The sequence below is a fragment of the Candidatus Kuenenbacteria bacterium HGW-Kuenenbacteria-1 genome (assembly GCA_002839745.1).
In the GTDB taxonomy this organism is placed as follows: domain Bacteria; phylum Patescibacteriota; class Patescibacteriia; order UBA2591; family PGYQ01; genus PGYQ01.
Map to the genome: position 1 here is coordinate 131,851 of PGYQ01000001.1, position 24,918 is coordinate 156,768.

Annotated in this window: 21 protein-coding genes and 1 tRNA gene; 10 read left to right on the plus strand and 12 right to left on the minus strand. The window is 26.1% G+C overall.

Going from position 1 to position 24,918, the window contains the following annotated elements:
* Positions 1-22: 22 nt before the first annotated feature.
* The 3 genes from CVV26_00640 to CVV26_00650 all read right to left on the minus strand — a co-directional run bounded on the left by CVV26_00640 (position 23) and on the right by CVV26_00650 (position 2,417).
* On the minus strand, positions 23-1,201 hold the full coding sequence (locus CVV26_00640; protein ID PKL72753.1) for an ATPase: 1,179 nt from the start codon (positions 1,199-1,201) through the stop codon (positions 23-25).
* Between the two features lie 362 nt (positions 1,202-1,563).
* Positions 1,564-1,926 carry a hypothetical protein gene (locus CVV26_00645; protein PKL72754.1) on the minus strand — a complete coding sequence of 121 codons (363 nt, stop codon included), beginning with the start codon at positions 1,924-1,926 and terminating at the stop codon, positions 1,564-1,566.
* A gap of 110 nt (positions 1,927-2,036) precedes the next feature.
* Positions 2,037-2,417 carry a response regulator gene (locus tag CVV26_00650; protein PKL72755.1) on the minus strand — a complete coding sequence of 127 codons (381 nt, stop codon included), beginning with the start codon at positions 2,415-2,417 and terminating at the stop codon, positions 2,037-2,039.
* 166 nt (positions 2,418-2,583) lie between these two features.
* Between CVV26_00650 and CVV26_00655 the strand changes: the two genes are divergently transcribed.
* From CVV26_00655 to CVV26_00675, 5 genes are all read left to right on the plus strand, one after another.
* Positions 2,584-4,014 carry a hypothetical protein gene (locus tag CVV26_00655; GenBank protein PKL72756.1) on the plus strand — a complete coding sequence of 477 codons (1,431 nt, stop codon included), beginning with the start codon at positions 2,584-2,586 and terminating at the stop codon, positions 4,012-4,014.
* Positions 4,015-4,022: 8 nt separating this feature from the next.
* Entirely contained in the window at positions 4,023-6,668 is a 2,646-nt protein-coding gene (locus CVV26_00660; GenBank protein ID PKL72757.1) for a valine--tRNA ligase, read from the plus strand.
* A 1-nt stretch (position 6,669) separates the two neighbouring features.
* Positions 6,670-9,180 carry a hypothetical protein gene (locus CVV26_00665; protein PKL72758.1) on the plus strand — a complete coding sequence of 837 codons (2,511 nt, stop codon included), beginning with the start codon at positions 6,670-6,672 and terminating at the stop codon, positions 9,178-9,180.
* 54 nt (positions 9,181-9,234) lie between these two features.
* On the plus strand, positions 9,235-10,392 hold the full coding sequence (gene lepA / locus CVV26_00670; GenBank protein ID PKL72759.1) for an elongation factor 4: 1,158 nt from the start codon (positions 9,235-9,237) through the stop codon (positions 10,390-10,392).
* Between the two features lie 84 nt (positions 10,393-10,476).
* Positions 10,477-11,502: a hypothetical protein gene (locus CVV26_00675; GenBank protein PKL72760.1), complete on the plus strand. Its 1,026-nt coding sequence runs from the start codon at positions 10,477-10,479 to the stop codon at positions 11,500-11,502.
* A 30-nt stretch (positions 11,503-11,532) separates the two neighbouring features.
* Here the strand turns inward: CVV26_00675 and CVV26_00680 are convergent, their stop codons facing one another.
* The 4 genes from CVV26_00680 to CVV26_00695 are packed head-to-tail and all read right to left on the minus strand — an operon-like array spanning position 11,533 to position 17,255.
* On the minus strand, positions 11,533-12,900 hold the full coding sequence (locus CVV26_00680) for a ribosome biogenesis GTPase Der (GenBank protein PKL72761.1): 1,368 nt from the start codon (positions 12,898-12,900) through the stop codon (positions 11,533-11,535).
* Between the two features lie 41 nt (positions 12,901-12,941).
* Positions 12,942-14,408, minus strand: coding sequence for a hypothetical protein (locus CVV26_00685; protein ID PKL72762.1), 1,467 nt, complete (start codon positions 14,406-14,408; stop codon positions 12,942-12,944).
* A 3-nt stretch (positions 14,409-14,411) separates the two neighbouring features.
* Positions 14,412-15,521, minus strand: coding sequence for a hypothetical protein (locus tag CVV26_00690; protein ID PKL72763.1), 1,110 nt, complete (start codon positions 15,519-15,521; stop codon positions 14,412-14,414).
* A gap of 24 nt (positions 15,522-15,545) precedes the next feature.
* Positions 15,546-17,255, minus strand: coding sequence for a hypothetical protein (locus tag CVV26_00695; GenBank protein ID PKL72764.1), 1,710 nt, complete (start codon positions 17,253-17,255; stop codon positions 15,546-15,548).
* A gap of 111 nt (positions 17,256-17,366) precedes the next feature.
* Here CVV26_00695 and CVV26_00700 point away from each other — a divergent pair, with 111 nt between their 5' ends.
* The 4 genes from CVV26_00700 (at position 17,367) to CVV26_00715 (ending at position 19,607) form a co-directional block, all read left to right on the plus strand.
* A complete protein-coding gene (locus CVV26_00700; protein PKL72765.1) occupies positions 17,367-17,756 on the plus strand; it encodes a hypothetical protein in 390 nt (129 codons plus the stop codon).
* Positions 17,757-18,821 carry a phospho-N-acetylmuramoyl-pentapeptide-transferase gene (gene mraY / locus CVV26_00705; GenBank protein ID PKL72766.1) on the plus strand — a complete coding sequence of 355 codons (1,065 nt, stop codon included), beginning with the start codon at positions 17,757-17,759 and terminating at the stop codon, positions 18,819-18,821. It abuts the gene before it with no gap.
* A 107-nt stretch (positions 18,822-18,928) separates the two neighbouring features.
* Positions 18,929-19,002 (plus strand) — tRNA-Gln (locus CVV26_00710).
* Between the two features lie 89 nt (positions 19,003-19,091).
* A complete protein-coding gene (locus tag CVV26_00715) occupies positions 19,092-19,607 on the plus strand; it encodes a hypothetical protein (protein ID PKL72767.1) in 516 nt (171 codons plus the stop codon).
* Between the two features lie 254 nt (positions 19,608-19,861).
* Here the strand turns inward: CVV26_00715 and CVV26_00720 are convergent, their stop codons facing one another.
* The 4 genes from CVV26_00720 to CVV26_00735 form a co-directional block, all read right to left on the minus strand.
* Positions 19,862-20,533, minus strand: coding sequence for a hypothetical protein (locus CVV26_00720; GenBank protein PKL72768.1), 672 nt, complete (start codon positions 20,531-20,533; stop codon positions 19,862-19,864).
* A 109-nt stretch (positions 20,534-20,642) separates the two neighbouring features.
* Positions 20,643-21,305 (minus strand): hypothetical protein, encoded by a 663-nt coding sequence (locus CVV26_00725; GenBank protein ID PKL72769.1) that lies wholly within the window; start codon positions 21,303-21,305, stop codon positions 20,643-20,645.
* Positions 21,306-21,353: 48 nt separating this feature from the next.
* A complete protein-coding gene (gene ruvA, locus CVV26_00730) occupies positions 21,354-21,953 on the minus strand; it encodes a Holliday junction branch migration protein RuvA (GenBank protein PKL72770.1) in 600 nt (199 codons plus the stop codon).
* A 14-nt stretch (positions 21,954-21,967) separates the two neighbouring features.
* Positions 21,968-22,453: a hypothetical protein gene (locus CVV26_00735; GenBank protein ID PKL72771.1), complete on the minus strand. Its 486-nt coding sequence runs from the start codon at positions 22,451-22,453 to the stop codon at positions 21,968-21,970.
* A gap of 233 nt (positions 22,454-22,686) precedes the next feature.
* Here CVV26_00735 and CVV26_00740 point away from each other — a divergent pair, with 233 nt between their 5' ends.
* Entirely contained in the window at positions 22,687-23,649 is a 963-nt protein-coding gene (locus tag CVV26_00740) for a hypothetical protein (GenBank protein PKL72772.1), read from the plus strand.
* Positions 23,650-23,866: 217 nt separating this feature from the next.
* Here the strand turns inward: CVV26_00740 and CVV26_00745 are convergent, their stop codons facing one another.
* The gene (locus CVV26_00745; protein ID PKL72773.1) at positions 23,867-24,781 is read right to left on the minus strand and encodes a hypothetical protein; all 915 of its coding nucleotides are present in this window, start codon (positions 24,779-24,781) and stop codon (positions 23,867-23,869) included.
* Between the last annotated feature and the right edge of the window lie 137 nt (positions 24,782-24,918).

Genomic DNA, 24,918 nt, shown 5'->3' on the forward strand with positions numbered 1-24,918 from the left:
AATTTTAAAAAAGATTAAATTTTTATTTTATATCTCCTCCCCAAATATAACCCTTAAATTTAGGAACATTTTTTCTTCCGATCAAATAATCTTTTTTTATACCTGCTATTTTTGATAATCTTTCTAAATTGTTTTGATCAATTTTAGTTGGTGATTCTTTAATTTCTAATGCTATTTTTTTATTTAAAATAAAATCAATTTCATTTCCATCTTTTAAAGCATAATAACGAACCTCTCCTTTATGACGAATTTGATTAAAAAATGCATTTTCAAATTTTGATCCACTACTATTTTCCGCTAAAATATTTACTAATCCATTATCGCAAAAATAAATTTTCTGAGCTTTTACTATTTCGCGATCTATACTATGAGTATGAACAGATATTCTATGAATTAAATAAGTTTTTTCAAAAAAATCTATATATTCTTCAACTGTATGACGCGATAAACCGCTTAGGCTAGCCAGTTTATTATAATCAAGACGAGTACCAATTCTAGATGCCAACATTTTTATTAAATTATAAATCTCTTTGTCTTTGCGAAAATCAGAAAGTGTTTTTATATCAATATTTACATAAGAGCTAATAATATCATTTAATATCTCTTTTTTAAGTTCATCTTTTTTTACTAATACTACTTCTGGAAATCCGCCAAAATTAATAAATTCTTCATAATAAAATCTTAATCTTTCATATTCAAATTCAGAAAACATTTTCTCAAAAATATTTTTTTCTTTATAATAAACTTCTTTAAAATTTAAAAACTCGCCAAAATCCAATGGAAATAATTCAAATACAATTTTTCTTCCTGCAAGTGATTGAGTAAAAAAATTTTTAAGATAATAAGAACTTGAACCAGTTACAAAAAATTTTATATTATAATGATCATAAAGATATTTTATAACACTTGTAATATTAGGTAGAAATTGGATTTCATCAATAGCTAAATAAATTTTCTTTCGTATATTTATTCCTTTTCCTTCAAGATCAAGTAAAATATTATCATAATTTTCTTGATCAAAAACATTTCTATCTGATAATTTTTCTAAATCAAAATAGATCTTATTTTCGGACTTTATTTCAGAAAGAATTTGTTTTAAAATAGTGGTTTTTCCAACCCTTCTCATTCCAGTAATAACAATTACTTGTTTTGCTTTAAAATATTTTTTAATGTTTTTATAAATTTTTCGCTGATATATCATATATTTATATATTACCAAAGTATAAGTACACTATAACTTTAGTAATACTATTTTGTCAATAGGTTTTTATTTAAGTGATTAAAATTGAACTCCTATCACTTTTATTTTATATGATATTTTCTTTTTTAATTTATTGCATTGGAAAGTAAATATTTATTCTCTTTCTGTCATCCCGACCCCCCACGGTTGGGATGTTCTAAAAAAAATATAAAATGTGTTATTATTTATAAATAATTTTATTAAAAATTAATAAATTTATGGGGTAGATGAGAGCCTCTGCTCTCATCTTTTTTTTGGTTGGAGCAGAAGCTCCAACCTACCCAAATCTTTTGGTTAGAACATCCCAACCGTGCCCTAGAGCCTTATTTTAATTTTTCTTTTACCCATTCAACAATTTCAGCGATGGGTTTGTCAGATTTAACAAAAAAAGCTATCGCGCCTAATTCTATTGCACGTTTTTCATCATCTAACTGACCCAAATTAGTCAATACAGCCACTGGTATTTTAATTTTTATTTCCTTTAATTTTTCTAATACTTGAAATCCATCCATTTTTGGCATAATTAAATCAAGTAAAATAAAATCTACTGTTTCTTTTTCAAGAAACAAAATAGCCTCTTTTCCATTTTGTGCATTAATTACATCAAAACCTTCAAACTTAAGTTTAAATTTTAATGCATTTGCGATTGATTTTTCATCTTCTATAATAAGAATTCTTTTTGGCATAAAAGTTAGCCATCAGGTTTTAACTGTTAGCTTAGGTTTAAATCATAAATCTAAAATCTTAAATTTCTAATTTAAAGACAAATAAGGGTGCTTCTATATAAAATTACATTTTATAATTCCAATTTTTCTTTTACTTTTTGAACAACATCGTTAATTTTCCAATCTGATTTTACAAGATAACTATGGAATCCAAATAACATTGCTTCAGCCACTTTTTCACTATCACTTAAATTTGTCAACATAATTACCTTTGCATTTTTTCCCCATTCACTTTCTGTTCTTAATTTTTTTAGCATTGTGATGCCATCCATTACAGGCATTACAATGTCTAATAAAATTAAATCGGGTTTTTCTTGCAAAGCAATTTCAAACCCTTGCTCGCCATTTTTTGCATCAAATACTGTGAATTCTTCAGATTCTAGTTTTTTATGAAGAATACTTAATAATGCTATTTCATCTTCTACAATAAGAATTCTTTTTTTTGTATTCATAAAAATTAATTATTATAATAAAATTATTTATAGTTTATAGTATTTTAGAATTAAAACAAGGGTGTGTATAATATTAAAAACCAAAATTTAAATATTAAAAACCCAATTATTGATTTTTAGATTATTTTTTGTTAATCTTTATATAATTTAACTTAGACTTATTTTTATGTTCAGAAAAGAATCATATATTTTACGTGACTCTCAAGAAAACCAAAAAACTCATAATATTTTTTCAATTATTATAGAAGGTCAAGAAGAAAAAAATCTAGAAGAAAAAGAAAAATATCGTCAAAAACTAAAAAAAGAAATGGAAAAAGGTTCAATAAATAAAGAGGCTAAAGATTTTTTATTTTCAGAATTTAAAATAGAAAAATCAAATGAAAATTTAAGTATTGATGAGCTGGTAGATTTTTTGATTCCTAATAAATTTACCAAAAAAAAATCCGCGCCAACGCCAATAGAAACGTCTAAAATAAAAGAGGAACCACCTTTAAATGTTATTGAAATAAATGATATTTTAATTCCAGCTAATAAAAACTTAATGCCAAGAAAAGAACAAAAGAACAATTATAACCAAGAAAAAATTAAAACTAAAAGTGGAAATAAAATAGAAATGTTAACTAAACTATTAGAAAAAAATAATAAACCATATTTACGCATAAAGGGGGAAGTAGAAAAAGAAATGATGAGAAAAGAAGGTTATGAAATGTTTGTTATCCCATTTTTTAAAAAAATGATTTTAGTTTGCAACGAAGAAAGAAATGCCACTTTTATAATTCATAAAATAGAAAATCCAGAATCTTTTGATCCAATAAATCCAAAAACTTATTATGAAAATAATAAAGAGGCATTAAAATTTTATTATTCAATGACTAAAGATGAATTAAAAGCATTAAAAGGAATAGAATTGGTAAGTTTAATTATTTGGTCTAATAAGGAAAAATGGGAAAATGATATTTTAAATATTTTAACTAAACAAATAGATCAAAAAATAGATCAAAAAGAAATTTTAGAAATAATAAAAAAAGAAGAAAAATTAGAAAAAATTTCTGAAAGAGTAAAAGAATATCTTAGATCTCTTAATGATGGAGAATTAATGAAAAGTGGCTCTCAACTTTATAAAGAAGCTGAATTTCATGGGGAAAAAATTGATTTAAAAAGCGCAGGTTATTCTTTTGGCGCATTTCAATCATTATTGACGGAAATAAGAATAGAAAAAGGAATAAAATTATTTTGTGATCAAGTAAAAGAATATCTTGAATCTCTTCCTAATAAAGAATTAAAAAAAAGTAATCTTTTACTTCATCAAAAAGTTATAGAAAAATTTAAAGTTACTAGTGAAAGATATCCGCTTAAAACATTTGAAAGCATATTAAGTAATGTAAGAGTAGAAAAAGAAATAAAATTATATTGGGAAGACGTAAAAAAAGAACTTATTTCTTTATCTGCTAAAGAATTAAGCCAAAAAAGTTCGTATTTTTATAAAAAAATTCAAGAAAAACTTGGATTTACTGAAAACGATTATTCGTTTAGTGCATTTAGATATATATTAGGAAAAGTCCGAAATAAAAATAACAAAAACACAAAATTAATCTAATTTTTCTTATGAACAAAACTTACGAACCACAAAATTACGAAGATAAAATTTACCAGAAATGGGAAAATAGCGGTTATTTTAATCCAGATAAATGTGTTAAAGATGGAATAGCGGATAAAAACGCGCCAACTTATACAATTATTTTACCACCGCCAAATATAACAGCAAAATTACATTTAGGACATTCTGCGATGTTGGCAATTGAAGATTTAATGATTCGTTATCATAGAATGAAAGGCGATCAAACATTATGGTTGCCTGGAACCGATCATGCTGCAATTGCAACGCAAAATGCTGTTGAGAAAAAAATATTTAAAGAACAAGGTTTGACTCGTCATGATTTAGGTAGAGAAAAACTTCTTGAAGAAATTTGGATATTTTTAAAAGAAACGCAATCAACAATTTTAAAACAAATGAGAAAAATGGGTGCTTCTTTAGATTGGTCGCGCGAAGCTTTTACTTTTGATAAACAAAGAGAAAAAGCAGTTACAAAAATGTTTGTTGATATGTATGAAGCAGGTGTAATTTATAAAGGAGAAAGAATTGTAAATTGGTGTCCTAGATGCCATTCTACTTTAGCTGATGATGAAGTTGAATATAAAGAACAAAAAACAAAATTATATTTTTTCAAATATAGTAAAGATTTTCCTTTTACAATTGCAACTACTCGGCCAGAAACAAAATTAGGAGATACAGCAGTTGCAGTTAATCCAAAAGATGACAGATATAAAAAATATATTGGAAAAATTTATGAAATAGATTTTTTAGGTGTTATTTTAAAATTAAAAATTATTGCAGATTATAATGTTGAAATGGAATTTGGAACAGGAGCTCTAGGTGTAACACCAGCTCACTCTGCAGTTGATTGGCAAATGGCTGAAAAAAATAATTTAGAAATAATTAAAGTAATAGATGAAAATGGAAAAATCAGACAGGGATTTAATGAATTTTCAAATAAAAATGTTTTAGAAGCGCGAGAAATGATTGTTGAAAAATTAAAACAGCAAAATTTATTAGAAAAAGAAGAAGAAATAAATAATAATTTATCAATTTGTTATCGTTGCAACACACCAATTGAACCATTGCCATCAAAACAATGGTTTGTTAATGTAAATAAAAAATTAGAAAGATTAGGAAATAAATCATTAAAAGAAAAAGCAATTGAAGTTGCAAAAAATAAAGAAATAAAATTTATTCCTGAAAGGTTTGAAAAAAGATATTTAGATTGGATGGAAAATTTGCATGATTGGTGCATTTCAAGACAAATTTGGTTTGGACATCAGATTCCTGTTTGGTATAAAAGTAAGTTTAAAGATAATGATGAAATTTATGTTGGTATTGAAAAACCAAAAGAAGATAATTGGACTCAAGATCCAGATACTTTGGACACTTGGTTTTCTTCTGGCATGTGGACTTTTTCAACATTAGGATGGCCTGATACTTTTAAAAAAAATAAAAAATCAGGAGATTTAGCGAAATTTCATTCAACGCAAGTTTTGGAAACTGGATATGAAATTTTAACGCTTTGGGTTTCGCGGATGATTATGATGTCTTTATTTGCTATTCAAGAAATTCCTTTTGAAAATGTTTATTTGCATGGAATGATTTTAGATAAAAATGGGAAAAAAATGAGCAAATCAAAAGGTAATGGAATTGATCCAATTGATATGATTGAAAAATTTGGCGCTGATGCTGTTCGTTTATCAATGTTAATTGGAAATACCCCTGGCAATGACGCGCGATTAAGCGAAGAAAAAATTGAAGGATTTAGAAATTTTATTAATAAGTTGTGGAATATTTCAAGGTTTATAATAAGTCAAAAATCTATAAAGTTGAAAGTTGAAAAATTAGAAATAAAAATCGAAAAAGAATGTTTAACTTTGGCTGATGTTTGGATTTTGAATAAATTTAATAATTTAATAAAAAAAGTTGACGATGATTTAAATAATTATAATTTTTCACAAGCTGGTGAAAAATTAAAAGAATTTACTTGGAATGATTTTGCTGATTGGTATTTAGAAATAAGTAAGTTTGAAAAAAATGAAGAAAAAAATGAAATATTATTTTATATTTTAGAAAATTTATTAAAACTTTGGCATCCATTTATTCCTTTTATTACTGAAGTTATTTGGCAAGAATTAAGCGAGCGAAAATTTTTAATGATAGAAAAATGGCCAACCCAATTTGTTGTAAAAAAAAATAATATAGGAAATGATTTTGAAATAATTAAAAATATTATTATTGCTATTCGTAATGTGCGATCTGAAAATAAAATTGAACCTTCTCAAAAAATTAAAGTAATAATTTATGCTAACAAAAAAATTGAGTTAATAAAAAATCAAATTCATTTAATTAAAAGTTTGCGAACAAATATAAATGAAATAGAAGTTAAAGATAAAGGAGAAAAAATATCTCAGGCAATTTATATTTCTGTTGATGAGATTGAAATTTATTTATTAGCAGAAATAGATGTTGAAAAAGAAAAAGCAAGAAAAGAAAAAGAAATTAATAATTTAGAAAAAATAATAAAAACAGTTAAGAATAAATTAAGTAATCAAGAATTTATTAAAAAAGCGCCAAAACAAATTATTAAACAAGAAAAAGAAAAATTAGAATTATGGCAAACAGAATTAAAAAATTTAAAATTTTTATAATATGAAATTGAAAATTAGAAAAATAAAAGAAAAAGAAAACGAAACTTTAGATAAAAAACAGCTTCATTTAGTTAATCTTAAAATTTTAAAAAAGAAAAAAAATATTTTTTCTTTTTTAAAATATATTATATATTCACAAAAAATAATTCATAAGATAAAAATTTTTTTACAAAATTTAATATCCTTAAAAAAAATAAAATATGAATTTTCTGAATCTAAAAAAGCATTATTTTTTTATACACAAAAATTTTTTATCTCCTTTAAAACTCTCTTATTTAAATTTCCTTTAATAATTAAATTAATAAACATAAAACATTTATTCAATGTTTTTTTAACAAAACTTGCCTTTATTGAAAATCAATGTCTTTCTTTTATTATAATAATATATAAAAAAACTACAAACAAAAAACATTTAAATATTCCATTTAAAAAAGAACTGCCTTTAAAAAGTATTCCATTAAAAAAAATAGAATCTCAAAAAACAATCATAAAAAAAATAAACAAACATCACTCTTTTGTACAAAATTTAATATTTCTAATAAAAAAAATTTTTAATATTCCTTTATTTTTCCAACAAATTTCACATATTTCTTTTAAAAAATTAAAAATAAATCCTTTTAAGGATTTGCAAAGAAAATTTAACAATGTAAACCCTATTAAATACAAAGTAATTTTTACAGAACAAAAATTATTTAATAAAATAAAACCTCTTTTAATTTTTATTTTAATTGCTTTTATTTTTGTTTTTTCGCTTTATTTTTTATTTTTAAAACAAAAATCTCAAAACCCTATAAAAGAAACTAAAAAAAATATTGTAGAATTAACCAATGAAATTGGTTTATCTAATTTTATTTTAAATCAACAACAATTAAACCAGATAATTAAATTATTACCTGCTAATTCAAAAAATCGCGCTTTATTTAAAGCTGAAAAATATTTATCAGAATCTGAAAAATATTTAATTTCCGCCTTAAATAAAGAAGGAATAAAAAAAGGAACTCCTTGTGAACAAATAACTGATTTTCAAAATAATTTATTAATAGCTTTGCCTAAAATTCAAATTGCTAATTATTATTTAACTCAAGTTAAATTTGAAACAATTCCCAAACAAAACAGAAATGAATTTAATCAAGTAAAAATTTATTTATCAAAATTAGAAAATAATATTCAAGAATTTTTAGATTATTCAAAAATATTATTAAAAATACTTGGACACGAAAAAAAACAACGCTATTTAATTATTTTTCAAAATGATGATAAAATACGCCCTACTGGCGGATCTATAGAAGCTTTTATTTTGGTTGATGTTAATCAAGGTATAATTAAAAAAGTAGAAACACAAGATCTTGCGTTTCTTGAACAACAAAATAATTTAATTCAACCGCCATATCCTTTGCGTCTTATTAATTCTTCTTGGCAAGCCCAAGACGCTAATTGGTTTCTTGATTTCCCTACTTCTGCTCAAAAAATTATTTCGTTTTATCAAAAATTAGAAAACTTTAATAAAAAAATTGATGGAGTAATTAGTTTAAACGCAAATTTAATTTCTAAAATTTTAGAAATTTACGGACCAACTAAAACTTCGCAATCTTCTATTTCTGATTTTATTCCTGAATTGTTAAATAAAATTTTGTCTTCTCAAAATAATCCAGAACAATTTTTAAAAACTCTTGGGGTTTTAAATGAATCTTTATCTAAAAAAGATATAATGTTTTATTTTGATAATTTTGATTTACAAAAAGATATTTCAAAAAATAATTGGAGCGGAGAAATAAAATCAATAAATAATGGGGATTATTTAGCTATTGTTAATGCTAATATTAATGGAGGATCGGATAAAAATATTAAACAATCAGTTAATTTGCAAACACAAATTTTAGACGATGGCGTAATTATTAATACAGTAAAAATTACTAGAACATATCTCGAAAGCGATGATTTTGCTAAAAATCTTAATTATGTAAGAATTTATGTTCCAAAAGGAAGTACTTTTCTTGAAATAAAAGGATTTAAAAAACTTTTAACGTCTGAGTTTAAAATTTCTTCAGAAGAAACTTTAATAGATAAAGATTTATTAAAAATTCAAAAACAAATGTTAATTGATGAAGCCACTGAAACAAGAATTAATCAAGAATTTGATAAAACAGTTTTTGGTAATTGGATTGAAGTTGAATCAGGAAAGTCTGCAACAATTACATTTAAATATAAATTACCTTTTAAATTTGAAGATTTAAAAACAAATTTAAATTCGCCAAAATTTTTCCAACAATTTTATAAAAAAATAGCAAAAAATTTTAATTTAATTGATGAAACATTGCCTTATCAGCTTTTAATTCAAAAACAATCAGGAAGCAAAGATGATGTTTGGAAATATTCCATTAATTTACCAATAAATTGGCAATTAGTATGGCAAAATTTTCCTATTGATTTTTTAGAAAAAGACAATCAAATTGAATTTAATTCTTTTTTAAACCAAGACCAACTTTGGACAATGCTGTTAAAGAAATTATAAATTTTAAATTAAAGAATTTGTACTTTTCACTTTTATTTTCTAAAACCTAATTTTATGGATATTAGAAATTTTTGTATCATCGCTCATATTGATCATGGAAAATCGACTCTTGCCGATCGATTTTTAGAATTGACAAAAACTATAGATAAATTAAAAATGCACTCTCAATTTTTAGATCAAATGGATTTAGAAAGAGAAAAAGGAATTACTATTAAACTTCAACCAGTTCAACTTGACTACAATCTCCAATCTATAAACTATAAATTAAATTTAATAGACACGCCAGGACATGTTGATTTTGGTTACGAAGTTTCTAGATCTTTGGCCGCAGTAGAAGGAGTTCTTTTATTAGTAGACGCTACTCAAGGAATTCAAGCACAAACTTTGGCTAATTTACATTTAGCTTTAGAACAAAATTTATTTATTATTCCAGTAATAAATAAAATTGATCTACCTAATGCTCAACCAGAAAAAACAGCTGAAGAAATAAAACAATTATTAGATCGCGAATCATTGTCAAATATTAGTTGCTCGCCATTTTTTATTTCTGCAAAAACAGGCGAAGGTGTCGAACAACTTTTGTGTTCAATAGTTAAATATATCCCCACACCATCTATAAATTTAGATAAACCTTTTAGAGCTTTAATTTTTGATTCGGTTTATGATGAATATAAAGGAGTGATTGTTTATGTTCGGATTGTTGATGGAAAAATAGAAAAAGGAGATCAAATTGAATTTATGGGAACTAAAAAACAAGGAGAGGCTTTAGAAGTAGGAGTTTTTAAGCCTAATTTTTTTCCAAAAAACAGATTAGAATCTGGCGAGATTGGCTACATTGCTACTGGATTAAAAGATATTGGTAATTGTAAAGTTGGCGATACAATTATAAATCCCAAAAACCAAATAATGAACAATAAACAAATTGAGGCTTTGCCTGGCTATAAAGAAGCTAAATCAATGGTTTTTGCTGGCTTATTTTGTAAAGATGGGAGTGATTATTCAAAATTTAGAGAAGCATTGGATAAATACAAATTAACTGATGCCAGTTTATTTTATGAACCAGAGGTCTCTCAAGCTTTAGGATTTGGTTTCCGTTGCGGATTTTTAGGAATGTTACATTTAGAAATTGTTCAAGAACGTCTACATAGAGAATATGGACTAGATCTTGTAATTACTACTCCCAGCGTGGCATATAAAATAATTTTAAAATAAATTATTAAAAAATGTCGGGAGTTCAACTTCTGACACTAATCTTTTAACTATTACAAAATTTGTCTTACAAATTTTGCCTATTTTATGCAAATTTCAATGATGATTTTTATCGCAATAATTGCTGTTTTATTAATCGCCGGATTTGGCGCGTTTTTTTATTTATTAAATAAAAAATTTCAAGAATTAACAGAAAAACAAAAAAATGATCCAACAATAAATTTACTTAATCAAAATATTCAGGGCATACAATCAAATATACAATCAAATATTCAGGGCATGCAATCCAATATGCAAAATATGCAATCAAATATGCATTTACAATTAAGCAAAACCACGGAAGCGATCAATCAACGACTGGATAACGCGGCAAAAATTATTAACGGAGTAAACAAAGAATTAGGACAAATGCAAGAAGTAGGAAGACAAATGAAAGATTTACAAGATTTTTTGCGTTCGCCAAAATTACGAGGAAATATTGGAGAACAAGTTTTGCGAGATTTATTAGAACAATTTTTTTCTAAAAAGCATTTTGAATTACAATACAAATTTCGCGAAGGTCAAATTGTTGATGCGATTATTAAAACCGATAAAGGAATAATTCCAATTGATTCTAAATTTCCAATGGAAAATTTTCAAAAAATGTTTAAAACAGAGTCAGAAAAAGAAAAAAATAATTTTTCGCGAGAATTTATTAAAGATGTAAAAAAACACATAAATGATATTAGTAAAAAATATATTTTACCTCAAGAAGGCACAATTGATTTTGCGGTAATGTATATTCCTTCAGAAACTATTTATTATGAAATCATTAGAAACGACGAAAACTTAAATACTTTTGCTCAAGAAAAAAAAGTTTTAATTGTTTCACCAAATAGTTTTTATTATTTTTTAAGAGTAATAATGATTGGAATGGAAGGCAAACGAATTGAAGAAGCGAGTAAAATAATCCTTCAAACATTAAACGCGATTCAAAAAGATTCTATTAGGTTTGGAGAAAATTTGGGAGTTTTAACGACACATATCACAAATGCTAAATCGGCTATTGATCGCGTTAATAATGAATATTCTAAATTGTCCGGCAAAATTGATCAAGTTAAATTATTAAAATAAAAAGTACAGGGTTCAACCCCGTACATTTTATTATTCTGGTTTTTCAAGTTCAATTGTAAAAGGTATTCCTTCAAAATCAAATTTTTTTCTCAACTCTTTTTCTAAAATATTCAAACAAGCTTGAGGTAATGGCGTTTTTTGCTGAATAACCAAAGCAAATTTTGGAGGATTATCTCTTATTTGACTAAATTTATAAACTGAGAAAAATTTTTGCTTAACGGTTTTAGGATGAAGCTTGCGTTCAGAAGGATCAATAAAAAATGAATACTTTTTTTTCATTTCTTCTAAAAATTTATCTAATTCTTTTTGATCAAAAATCCTGTTTAATCTTTGTTTAATTTTTAAAGCTGTGTCTAAAATTTTTTTTATCTGAAAATTTTCTTTGGCTGAAACAAAAACAATGGGAGCCCAAAGAAAAAAAGAAAATTGCGCTTTTAAATATTGAATATATTGATTTACTTTTCTTTTATCTTTTTGAGAAAGTAAATCCCATTTATTTACAACAATTATTACTCCTTTATTTGTTCTTTCAATATGATTGGCTATTCGTTTATCTTGAGAAAGAGCTGTTTCCCCTGCTTCTAATACTAAACAAATTACATCCGCCCTTTTAAAGGTTTGAAGACTTTGCAAAGATCCAATTTTTTCTATATGACAATCAATTTTACTTTTTTTTCTTAATCCAGCAGTATCAACAATTAAAATGGATTGATTTTTATAAGTAATTAAAGTGTCTAAGGCCTCGCGAGTCGTATGTGGTATCTCACTCACAATAACTCTTTCCTCTCCTAATATTGCATTAAAAATAGAAGATTTTCCAACATTTGTCCTGCCAGTTAAAATTATTTTAACTGGTTTTTTAATTGGTTCTTTTATTATAATATTTTCATCAGATTTAATTTTAGGCAAAACAAAAAGTTTTTTTACTATTTCATCTAATAAATCGCCTGTGCCAATTCCAGTAATAGCTGAAATTAACATTGGCTCACCAAATCCCAATTTAAAAAAATCACTTGCCATTTTTCTTAAACTATTTTTATCAACTTTATTTACTGCAACAATAATAGGTTTTTTAAGATTTCTTAAAATTTTTGCAATATCTTTATCTTCCAAAAGCAATCCATCTTTTACATCAACTACAAAAAGAATTAAATCCGCTTCTTTTAAAGCAACTTGAGTTTGTTCTTGAACTTTTTTTTCAACTTTATTAATTCCCGCATCCTGTAATCCCCCTGTGTCTATTAAATCAAACTTTTCTTTTCTCCAAAAACATTCCGCATAATTTCTATCTCGAGTGGTGCCAGCTATTTTAGAAATAATGGCTTTTTCTTGATCAATTAAACGATTAAAAAGAGTGGATTTTCCCACATTAACTCGACCAATAATACATACTTTCATAAAAATTAGCTAATTAGCTTTTAAAAAATTAAAATTTAAAATTATTTTTTTTCATCTAAAATTGCATTCTCTCCTAAAATAATTAAAAAATCAGCTGGAGGAAGATTTTTTATATCTTTAGGAAACATATTAGATGGCATAGTAGCAATTTCCTCGGCTGATGGAGAAGAATTTAAAAAACGAAAAGCATTAAAAACAACCTCCGCATTAAATTTTTCTTTAAGAAAAATTAATTCATCTGGTTTTTGATTAAAACATAAATCATAAATAACGGTCTTTTTATAATTTTGATTATCCGTATTACTTATTTTAACTATTTTATAATTTAAATTTTCTAATTCTTTAGATATTTTTTGAGCCAAACCGGACTGTTTTGTTCCATTTTGAATAATCAAACGAGACTTATCTGTAATAATAAAATCTTTTTTATTAACAAAATCTTTATCAAAAATATTTTGAATTAATAGTGAAATTTCTTTAAAATTTCCAGCTTTAGGGCTTAAAATATAAGCTCCGGCTGATGTTTTTTCTGGATAAAGATAATTTGAAGTATCAAAAACAAAATTTTGAATTTTAGAACGATCTATATCTTTAAGTATTACCATTAAGCTAATAATTTCTTTAATATTAAGATTTGTTTTTAAATGATTTTTTAACATTTCATTAACAGCAGAAATTTTTTGAGGATTAATTAAAGTAGAAAAAGATAAAAGTTTTTCCTTAAATGCCGTAATTACTTTTTGTTGTCTTTTTGCTCTAGCAAAATCTGATCCTTCCCCATTGTTTCCATAACGTGAACGACTCAATTTTAAAGCCTTATCTCCATCAAAATGTTGCAAACCTTTTTGAAAAAGCTTTTTACAATCTGGATATAATGGATCATAAAAAGTTTTTTCAATATAAATATCCAAACCTCCAAAATCATCAATTAATTTTTTAAATCCCATAAAATCAATCCGAGCATAATAATGAATAGGAATATCAAAAAGCTGACTAATATTTTCTGCAACAAAAAGCGCGCCTGATCCTTTTTCTTTAGATTCTCCAATAGAATTAAGCGTATTAATTTTTTGCTGGCCATGATCTGAAATTGGAACAAAAAGATCACGTGGAATAGAAATTATTGCCACTTCTTTAATCTTAAAATCAAAACTAATAATCATAATACTATCCGTTAAAAGTCCGCCGGGATGATTAGCTCCGCCTACACCCAAAAGTAAAATATTAACTCTATTTTGATCTTTTTTTATTAAATAATCACCATTAGGAACAAGTTGATAAAATTGATCTAAAAAGGAATTTTTTTTAATCTTTTTTAAAGAATTATTTTTTGAAAAAGCACCATTAAGAATATAAAAAAACATTAATGCAATAACAACAAACGAAATCAACCCAGCCAAAGAAAAATAAATAAAAAACTTCTTCCAATTTATTTCTTTTTTCAAAGATTTATTTGGCTCTTCTAATGGAATATTATCTTTAATAAAATTAACTTCAAAATTTGACATAAATTAAATTTCTTGCGTCATTGTATACATAGGCATAAGAATTGATACGGCAATAAAAGCCACTCCTACCCCTAAAAATAAAAGTAAAATTGGTTCAATAATTTGAGGTAAATTAGTCATAATTTGATCAATCTCCTCTTCATAAAATTCTGCTAAATTTTCTAAAATTGTATCAAGTGTTCCTGTTTTTTCTCCCACATCAACCATTTGAACAACTACTGGAGGAAAAAGAGCTGGTGATTCTTTTAAAATTTTAGCGATTGATTCTCCTTTTTTTATTATTTCTGCTGTTCTAAATAATTCTTTTTGATAAACAAGATTATTTAAAACAAGAGCTGAAAGACCCAAAGTTTCAACAATAGGAACTCCTGTTTTTAAAAGAGAACAAAAAGTACGAGAAAATTTAGCCAAATTAACTTTTTTAATAATCGAACCAATTATTGGAATTTTTAATACTATTTTGTCTAAATAATATTTAACTTTGGAAATTTTAATTATCCTTATTGATAAAATAAACATTAAAATAAATCCTATAAGAATAGCTAGTCCATTTTTAGCGCAAAATTTTGAAGTACTTATTAAAATTTGTGTTGTTATTGGTAATTTTGTGCCAAATGATTCAAAAATTTGAGTAATTTGAGGAATAATAAAAATCATCATAAAAAAAATAATTGAAACCATGGCCACCATTACGATAATTGGATAAATTAAAGCCCCTTTTATTTTAGAAACCAATTCATGACTTTTTTTCATTTGTATTGCTAATTGTTTTAAAGAATTATCTAGTTTTCCGCTTTCTTCTCCAACTTTTACTATATTAATAAAAATTGACGAGAAAATTTTAGGAAACAAAGACAAACTCTCAGAAAAAGAAACTCCTTTTTCTACTTTTTGTTTAATTTGTAAAATAGCTTCTTTAAAATATCTATTTTTAGCTTGACAACAAAGACTCTCTAAACTTTGATCTAAAGAAAGACCTGCTTTAATCATAATACTTAAATTTTGAGTAAAAAAAATTTTTTCAGCAACGGCTACGCCAAAAAATTTACTTAAAAATAAGTCTATTTTTTTAAAAAAAAATTTATTTTTTGAAATATTTGAATTTTCTAACATATATTTATTTAATTTATAATTTCTTCAATCCCTTGTCACTCTTATTATTTCTTCAATAGTAGTAATGCCTTCTAATGCTTTAATAAATCCATCTTCAATGATTGTTATCATTTTTTGTTCTTGGGTTAATTTTTTAATTTCTTTAATAGTTGACTGACGCATAATTAAATCAGAAAGTTCTGGAGTCATTTCTAATGTCTCATAAATTCCAATTCTCCCTTTATATCCATTATTATCGCATTGACGGCAACCATTGCCTTTATAAAAAGAAACGGCACTCAAATCTTGACCCTTGCTAATTTTTCCTTTTTCAATAAAAACTTTAGTAATTTGATCAAGATCAAATTCTTTTTGAAATCCCTCAATTTGTTCCTTACTTAATTTATATTCTTGAGAACAATGTTTGCAAATTTTACGCACTAATCGTTGAGCAATAACAAGATTGCAAGTTCCTACAACAAGAAAAGCTGGCACTCCCATATCAATCATACGAGGCAAAGAAGAAATTGCATCATTAGTATGAAGAGTGGAAAGCACTAAATGGCCAGTCATAGCCGCTTGAGTAGCTATTTCAGCTGTTTCTTTGTCTCTAATTTCTCCTACCATTATAATATTAGGATCTTGTCTTAAAAGAGCGCGCAATCCTCTGGCAAAAGTAAAACCAATTTTAGGAACAACTTGACTTTGATTAATTCGAGGCATATGATATTCAATAGGATCTTCAATGGTAGAAATATTTACTTGAGGAGTATTCAAAATATTCATTATTGTGTATAAAGTAGTTGTTTTTCCAGAACCAGTAGGCCCAGTAACAAGAATTATTCCATGCGGTTTTTTTATATTTCTTTTAATAATCGATAAAACCTCATGCTGAAAACCCAATTGTTCTAAAGATAATATTTTAGCGCTTTCACTTAAAAGCCTTAAAACTATTTTTTCTCCATGAAAAGTTGGGAGAATAGAAACACGAAAAGAAACTTTATAATCAACGCCTATAACCTTAAATCTTCCGTCTTGGGGTAATCGATGTTCATCTAATTTTAGATTAGATAAAATTTTAATACGAGCAATAATTCCCGCCTGAATATCTTTGGGAAAACTCATTATATCTTTTAAAATTCCATCAATTCGATATCTAATATTTACTTCTTTTTCAGCTGGTTCTATGTGAATATCAGAAGCGTTTTGAAAAATAGCATATTCTATTAATGTATCCACAATTCTAATTATTGGCAAATCTGATCCTATTTTTTGTAATTCAGTACGACTTTCTTCTTCGGTAATTATTCCTAATTCAGCCTTAAGTCCAATATGATATTGTTGTAAAGCTTTTTTAATCCCTGAAGGAGTGGCTAAATATATTTTAAGAGAAAGATCAGTTTTCCTTTTAATAAATTCAAAAATTTGTAAATTTTGAGGATCTATTGTAGCCACTTTTAATATTTTTTCGTCTTTTCCAAAAGAAATAACTTTATATGTTTGCGCAATTGGTTCTGGAATTAAAGTTAAAATATTATTAGGAATAATTTGTTTTTTAAGATCAATAAAAGGAACTTCTAAATAAAAAGCGGCTTTTTCATAAAATAAATCTTCATCAATAATTCCTTTACTTAAAAAATATTCTTCTAATAAAATATTTTTCCCTTCTATTTCTTTTTCTATCGCAACAATTTTATCTTCGGAGATTATTTTTTCCTTTTCTAAAATTTTTTTAAAAATTTCAACAGGCAACATAGAAAGTTAAAAGTTAAAAGTTAAAAGTTAAAAGTTTTAAAAATTTAAAAGTTAAAAATTTAAAATTATTGTAACATTAAATTATTATTTAATCTAATTAAATTATTAAAAATGATCTTTTATCAAAAATTATTAAAAATAATTATCACAAACATTCAAAATAATCTTTTTAGAAAAGATAATTTTATTTTATTAAATTTATCTATTGGATTATTAAGTAATTTTTTTATTTGGGGAATTATTTTTTTTAAATTACAAAATTTAAAAGAAAATTTAGTTCCTTTATATTATAATATTTATTTAAACATTGGATTAATTGGACAAACAAAAGAATTATTTAAATTACCTCAAATTGGTTTAATAATTTATTTATTTAATTTTTTCTTGGCTTATTTTTTATATTTAAAAAATAAATTTCTTAGTCATTGTCTACTTATTTGTTCAATTTTAGTTCAATTTTTATTAATTTTAGAAATTTTTTTATTATTTAGTATCATTTAAATGGAAATAACTTTTTTCCCTATTATTAAAATATTTTTTCTTTCAACCCTTTCTTTTTTAATTGCTTTAATTTGGGTCCCTTTTTTAATCTCTTTTTTAAACAAAAATAAATTAAAAAAGAATATTAGAGAAAGCGTTAATTCTCCAATTTTTTCTAAAATGCATCGAATAAAATCTGGCACTCCGACAATGGGAGGAATTTTAATTTGGGGAACAACTTTAATTGTGGCACTTTTATTTTCTTTTTTAGCTAAATTTACTCTTTTGCCTATTTTTGAACAATTAAATTTTTTAACTCGCCCAGAAACTCTCCTACCATTAGGCGCTTTAATAGCTTCAGCTTTAGTAGGTTTGGGAGATGATTTTTTAAATATTAAAAAAATTGGTCCTAATGGTGGAGGATTAAAAGTTGCACATCGATTAATAATTTATACATTAATTGCTGGTTTAGTTGCTTGTTTTGGCGCTTGGTGGTTTTATTATAAATTAGAATGGAGCATAATTTATATTCCCTTTTTAGGTCATTTTAATATTGGCTTTTGGTATATACCACTTTTTATTTTTATAATAGTTTCTACAGCTTTTTCAGTAAACGAAACCGATGGATTGGATGGATTGGCCGGAGGAATTTTATTATTTTCTTTTATTACTTTTGGATTTATGGCTTTTATTTTAGGAAAAGTAAATTTAGCCGCTTTTTGCGGAGTAATTTCCGGAGCCTTACTTTCTTTTTTATGGTTTAATGTTTATCCAGCTAAATTTTTTATGGGAGATACGGGCGCAATGTCATTAGGAATTACTTTGGGAGTTGTTGCTATGCTAACAAACACTTTCCTGTTTTTACCAATCGTTGGTTTTCTTTTTATAATAGAATCTTTGTCAGTGATTATTCAAATGCTTTCTAAAAAAATTAGACATAAAAAAATTTTTCTTTCTAGTCCGATACATCATCATTTAGAAGCAAAAGGATGGCCAGAACCTCAAATTGTTATGCGTTTTTGGATTATTGCCGGCGTTAGCGCAATAATTGGATTAATTATTTTTTTGTTAGACAAAGGAATTTAAAAAAATATTTTTTTAAAAATGTAAACAATCATACTTTATTATTGGGGTTTTAATTTTAAAATTTGCAATTTTTTTTATGATAAGATAAAATATAAATTATTAATTATTCCCGGGTCGTCTAATGGTAGGACGGCTGGTTTTGGTCCAGTTAATTGAGGTTCGAATCCTTGCCCGGGAGCCAAATTGTATGTTGCGAGTTTATTGCCTTAGCGTGTCGATGGCAGAATTATTTAAATAAATTTATGAATCAAATTATCTACATTTTAAAGAATGAATCAATTTCCGTTTGAGGTTTATTACGCTGCAACAGTAGAAAACGCAGAAAGAGAGGAAAAATGGCTTCATTCTATTTTTGCTGATCGTCGAGCGCGAGATAACCGAGAATTTTTTAAGATGAATCCAGAATATGCGACGCTTGCATTAAAACGAGTAGAAATTAGAGAGACCAAGATTGATAGCGGATTAACTCCGGAACAAGAAAAAGAAGTTGATGAAGCAAAAGAAAGACGCTCAAGATTCCATTTTGCAAAATATGGAATACCTGTCGGATCAAAACTGACTTTCACAAGAGATTCAAATATCATTGCCGAAGTAATAGAAAACGACAAAATAAAAATAAACGGCAAAATGAATAGCTTGTCTAATTTTGCTATGGAATTATTGGGTTACCAAAGACAACCACAAGGGACGCTATATTTTGAGTTTGAAGACGAAATTTTAGATGATAGACGAAAAAGAATGGATGAAGGAGAGCCAACAGAGAAAGAACCTGCCAATTTTCAATAAAACAAAAAAAATAAATTTAAGCTGTTCGTTATTGGTTATGTTATTGTTGTTATTGGTGTTATTGTTATTGTTATTGGGTTGTTATTGTTATTGGGACCGTTCATAAAAGTGTGTCTAGCTTTTTTTATCTTTTTGGGTTTAATAGTTAAAAATGGTTGCAATAATAGTTAAATTTGTTTTATTATTAGAATATTTAATGCCCCTAAATTTCACCAATTGTTACGGTATTTGTAGGGGCAGGGCTTGCCCCTGCCCTAATTACAGGGCGACCGCAAGGGTACGCCCCTACGCGTGAAATATTTATTTAAATTTTTTGGATTATTTTTATCTAATTCCCATTTTAAAAAATTGTTAAAAATATATTCGCGAATTTTGTTTAATTCATTTTCATCGCGAATAATATGTTCAAAATAATTCCGTTGCCAAATGGATTTTTCGAATGGCGGAAATTTCCCAGATTTTACACCACGAATATATTCATTAATGGACATTCGTTTAAACCACGAAATATATTTACCCAACCCATCGTATGAATTGGGTATTCGTAGGGGCGAAACCATGTTTTCGCCCGTATACGAAACCATGTTTTCGCCCGTATACGAAATCATGTTTTCGCCCTGTGGGCGATTACATAGAATCGCCCCTACGGGATCAACGTTTTGTATTATCAAAATCCCGTGAAAATGATTTGGCATAATGATATATTCGTCCAATTCAATATTGGGAAATTTATTTTTCATTTTATGCCACCATCGATCAATTATTTTTCCCGCATCATTCAATCGCATTTCTCCATCCTCAATTTCCCCAAACAAACATTCTTTATTTTGCGTACAAATTGTGATGAAATATACGCCATTTTGCGAATAATCATATTCTTTTAATCTAATTGATTGGCGATGATGGATTTCGGAATTGTATTGCATAATTTTTAAAATTAAATTAATAAAAATTAATTATACATTTTTACTATGCCAGACACAATTTTATGTAGGGTCTCTCGTTATTTGGGTGTCGTAAACCCAAATAATAAATTCATAATTTCCTAAGTGCCTTAACTATCGCTTTGCCGAAATCTTTAGCTACTTGAGGACCATTGGCTGTAATAATTTTTCCATCAACAACTACATCTTGATTAACAAATTCAGCTTCACCTTGCTTTAAAATTTCTATCGGACTTTTATCAGTAAAACTCGACCAAACGGTCGCTTTTTTATTTTTCAAAACTCCGGCTTTTGCCAAAATAGTCGGACCAATACAAATTGCTCCTAAAACTTTATTTTGAGAAATCGCTTCTTTCGCCAAACGATGCGCCTCTAAATTTTCTTGAAAAACTGTCGCAACTCCCGGACCGCCAATAAAAATAATCGCATCATATTGATCAACTTTAACCTCAGAAATTAAAATATTAACATTTACATTGCCACCCAATGAACCACGAGCCACACCTTTAAAATTACTCACAACTATTATTTTAACACCATTTAATTCTAATTCTTTTCTTGTATCTTCATATTCCTTGTCTTGATAACCATTAAAAGCAATAATGATCAAGGCTTGTTTTTTAGCAAGCAAAGTAGTTACTTCTTGCATATTTTTTTGTTCCTCCTTTTTAGCGCAACCTCCTAAAAAAATAAGAATAAATCCAGCTAAAAAAAAATTAAATAAAATAAATTTTTTAGAAAAATTTTTAAACATAAAATAAACAAAAATTTTCTAAAAGAAAATTTTTACAATTTCTAATTTTTAATTTCTATTACCTAGCGTAGAGCCTAATTTCTTTAAAACAAATTTAACTTTTTCCTGAGTTTGAATAATAGAATCAGGAATTTCTTGCACAGCTTGTCGTGCTTCAGATACAGAATAACCCAAGCTCTTCAAAGCATCTAAAACATAAGAGTCATTAGAAAATTCTGTTTTAGTATCCTTTGTTTCTAATTCATCTTGTATTTTATTTTTCAATTCCAAAATTATTTTTTGAGCCATTTTCCTCCCAATACCAACTACTTTAATTAAAGTATCTAATTCTTCATTAATAATCGCTTTTTTAATATTTTCCACTTTGCTTTGTTTAAGAATGCCTAATGCTGATTTTGGCCCAACACCATTAACAGAAAGAAGTTTTTTAAAAAATTCTAATTCTTGTATTCGTTCAAATCCATAAAGTTCTTGTGTGTCTTCTTTATGATGAAAATAAGTAAAAATTTTTATTTCTTCATTTAAATTTATTTTTTTAAAAAAATTTAACAAAACAAAAACTTGATAACCAATATCATTATTTTCAATAACAACAAATTTTGTTTCTATATCTTTATATATAATTTTACCTTTAAGCGAAAAAAACATAAAATTATTAAAATTTATTTTTTGTTCTTATATGGGGGTTGAATTAATTTATTTGCTCTTATATAAGCCATTAATAATGTATTAGATTCAGTAATATTATTATTTTTTAATGCTAAATCATCTAATCTTTTTATTAACGCTTTCAAAGGATCAATCACTTCTTTTGATTTTATTTTCTCAAATACTAAAACCGCTTTTAAACAAATCATAGGATCATTTATTTCTAACCATGGGATTAAAGAATCAATTATTTTTTTAAAAAACTTTTTCTTTTCTTTTAATATATCAATTATATTTTCTAAAATCATAAAATCTTTACTTTTTTCTAATGCTATAATTAAAGACTCAATTTCCTCTTCTTTTAATTCTATTTTTTTTAACGCATCAATTGCTTCATTGACAATTGAAAGATCTTTATCTCCTAATAATAAAATTAAACTTTCAATTTTATTATCAATTTTTTCAGTAAACTCAATATCATCTTCTAATTTTTCTGTCATATTTTTACCCTTTCCCTTATATAGCCCTAGCTAACTTCGGGAAAGTAAAATATTTAAAATAAAATGTTTTCTAAATAATAATTTATTATACCACAATAAATATAATAAAGTCAAATTCTCCGCTAAAAAAGCGTTAAAAACTTGACAAAAACAAAAAATTAGGCATACTATATATAAAACAAGGAGGCTTTGATATAGCTCTTTGAAAATCTAAAAAAAGGAAGGTGATTAAAATGTATTATAATGCCGTAGCTCAGTTTGAACTATTCCACAAACCTCTGGTGGAGACGAGGGAAAGAAAAAAGAAAGAAATAAAAGAGCAGTTAAAGTTTGTTCTCTGTCTTTTTTTTCTTCTTTTTCTTATGTTTATTGGGTCTTGTGGTGACCCAGTCAACGCCACTGATTTAGTCCTAAATAATATCGCTGTGCCAGAAGGTACAGCTGATATGCGAGTAGAAAAAGGGACACTTTTTTTACTCTCGCAAGATCGGAAAGAAATTTCCAAAATAGATCTTGCGACTTTTTCAAAAATCCCTTTTTTGAAATTGAAATATATTTCAACAAAAGGGACTGAGACCACTTCAATTTTAGAGTGTATTGAAGTAGCCTCTTTTTTCCCTGTTACAGACTGGAATGTAACAGATGATGAAATTTACACTCTAAATAATACCTTTTTAGTTTCGGAGATTAATAAAATCTCTGGAGACGAAAAAAAGGTATTGCTATTTCCAGCAAAAGGAATAGCAGTTGAAGGTGGCAAGTTGTATTGTCTTGCGCCTTTCAATAAAATTTTTTGTTTTAATCTTTTTGGATCACAACAGTGGGAATGGAGTCCATGGACTCTGCCACCCACTATAAAGTTAAGGAAGATTAAAGTCAGAGATGGTGTTTTATACATTATTTCTGACGATCAACTTTTCCGAATTAGAATTGGAAAGGTTGATAAAAGAAAAAAGGAGGTGAGACAAAGTTCAGTTGTCTCCACCTTAATAATAAGTCCTGAGAAAATTATAGACTTTGCTATCAATGACAAGATAGCAATCACACTTGACGAAACAGGTGTGTGTCAAGTTTATAATTTAGACCTCGACCCTCTAAGGTCTTTTAAAATAGAAGAGGGGAAAGCGATTGCTTTGGAGGGTAATCGTTTGTATGTTTTGACTGAAAAAAAAATAAAAATTTTAGAATTAAAATAAAATAAAGGAGGTAAAAAAGGGGTGGTAAATTAATCTTAATATCTTAATAATTTGCCACTCCTAAATCCCCTCTCTCACTGTGTTAACACAGTAAAGATATTATTATAAATAAAATAATTTTTTAAAAAAAAATACCGTAATTCAAAATTTTTAAACACCCAATTTTATCATTAAACCAAAATTTCTCTTAAATTTCTACATAATCTTTCTTCTATTTTTAAATTTTTAGATATTTTTTTATGGCCACGCTACCGCTAATAATACTAAGAATAATAATGCACACAAATTGCCAACCAAAAATTTGCAAAAAATGTTGATTAAAATAAGTTACAATATTAAAATCATAATTCTTTAAAAATCCAAAAATCAAAGGTTGAATAATATTTAAAAATGGATAAAAAAGAATAATAGAAAATAAAAAAGCAAAAATAGCGCAAATGACTGTCTCTAAAATAAAAGGAACTTTAATAAACCAATTGGTCGCTCCCACTAATTTCATAATCCTAATTTCTTCCCGACGAGCATAAATAGTTATTCTTACTGTATTTAAAATAACCAAAATTCCAATCAAAATAAAAGCCAATGAAATAATTAAAATAATTTGCTGAATTTTTTTACTAATTAAATTAAGTTGATCAATATAATTTTCATAATCACCAAAATTTTTATCATAAATAAAATTATTATATTGTTTTTCATCTAAAATATTTAAAATAGTTTTATAATCACTTATTTTTTTTGCCCGAATAATTAAACTATCTCCCAATGGATTATCCTCTAAACCTTGCAATGCTTCTAAAATTTTGGGATCATTTTCATGATTTTTTTGAAACCACTCTAAAGCCTCTTTCTTTGATAAATACCGAGCGTTTTTAACTTCAGGCAACACTTCTAAACGAGATTTAATAGAATAAATTTGTTCCTCAGATGCTTCAGGTTTAAAATAAACGCTAATATCTATTTTTTCTTTAATTACCTCAACTGAAATATTGGTCAAAACATTTAAAACAATTAAAAGATTAACAGAAAACAAAGCAAGAACAATAATTATTATTGTCACTAAAAAAAGCCATAAATTGCGATAGAAATTTTGAAAAGCTATTTTAATGTCTCTAAAAATAAAAAAAAACATAGTTTTAGAAATTATAAATTATAAATTATAAATTAACTTTTACTATAGGTCAATATAGTACTCATAGAAATTTATAAAATTTTAAATAAATTCCATGTATTGTTTGACAACTGATAATCCTTTTCCGATTAAAAAAC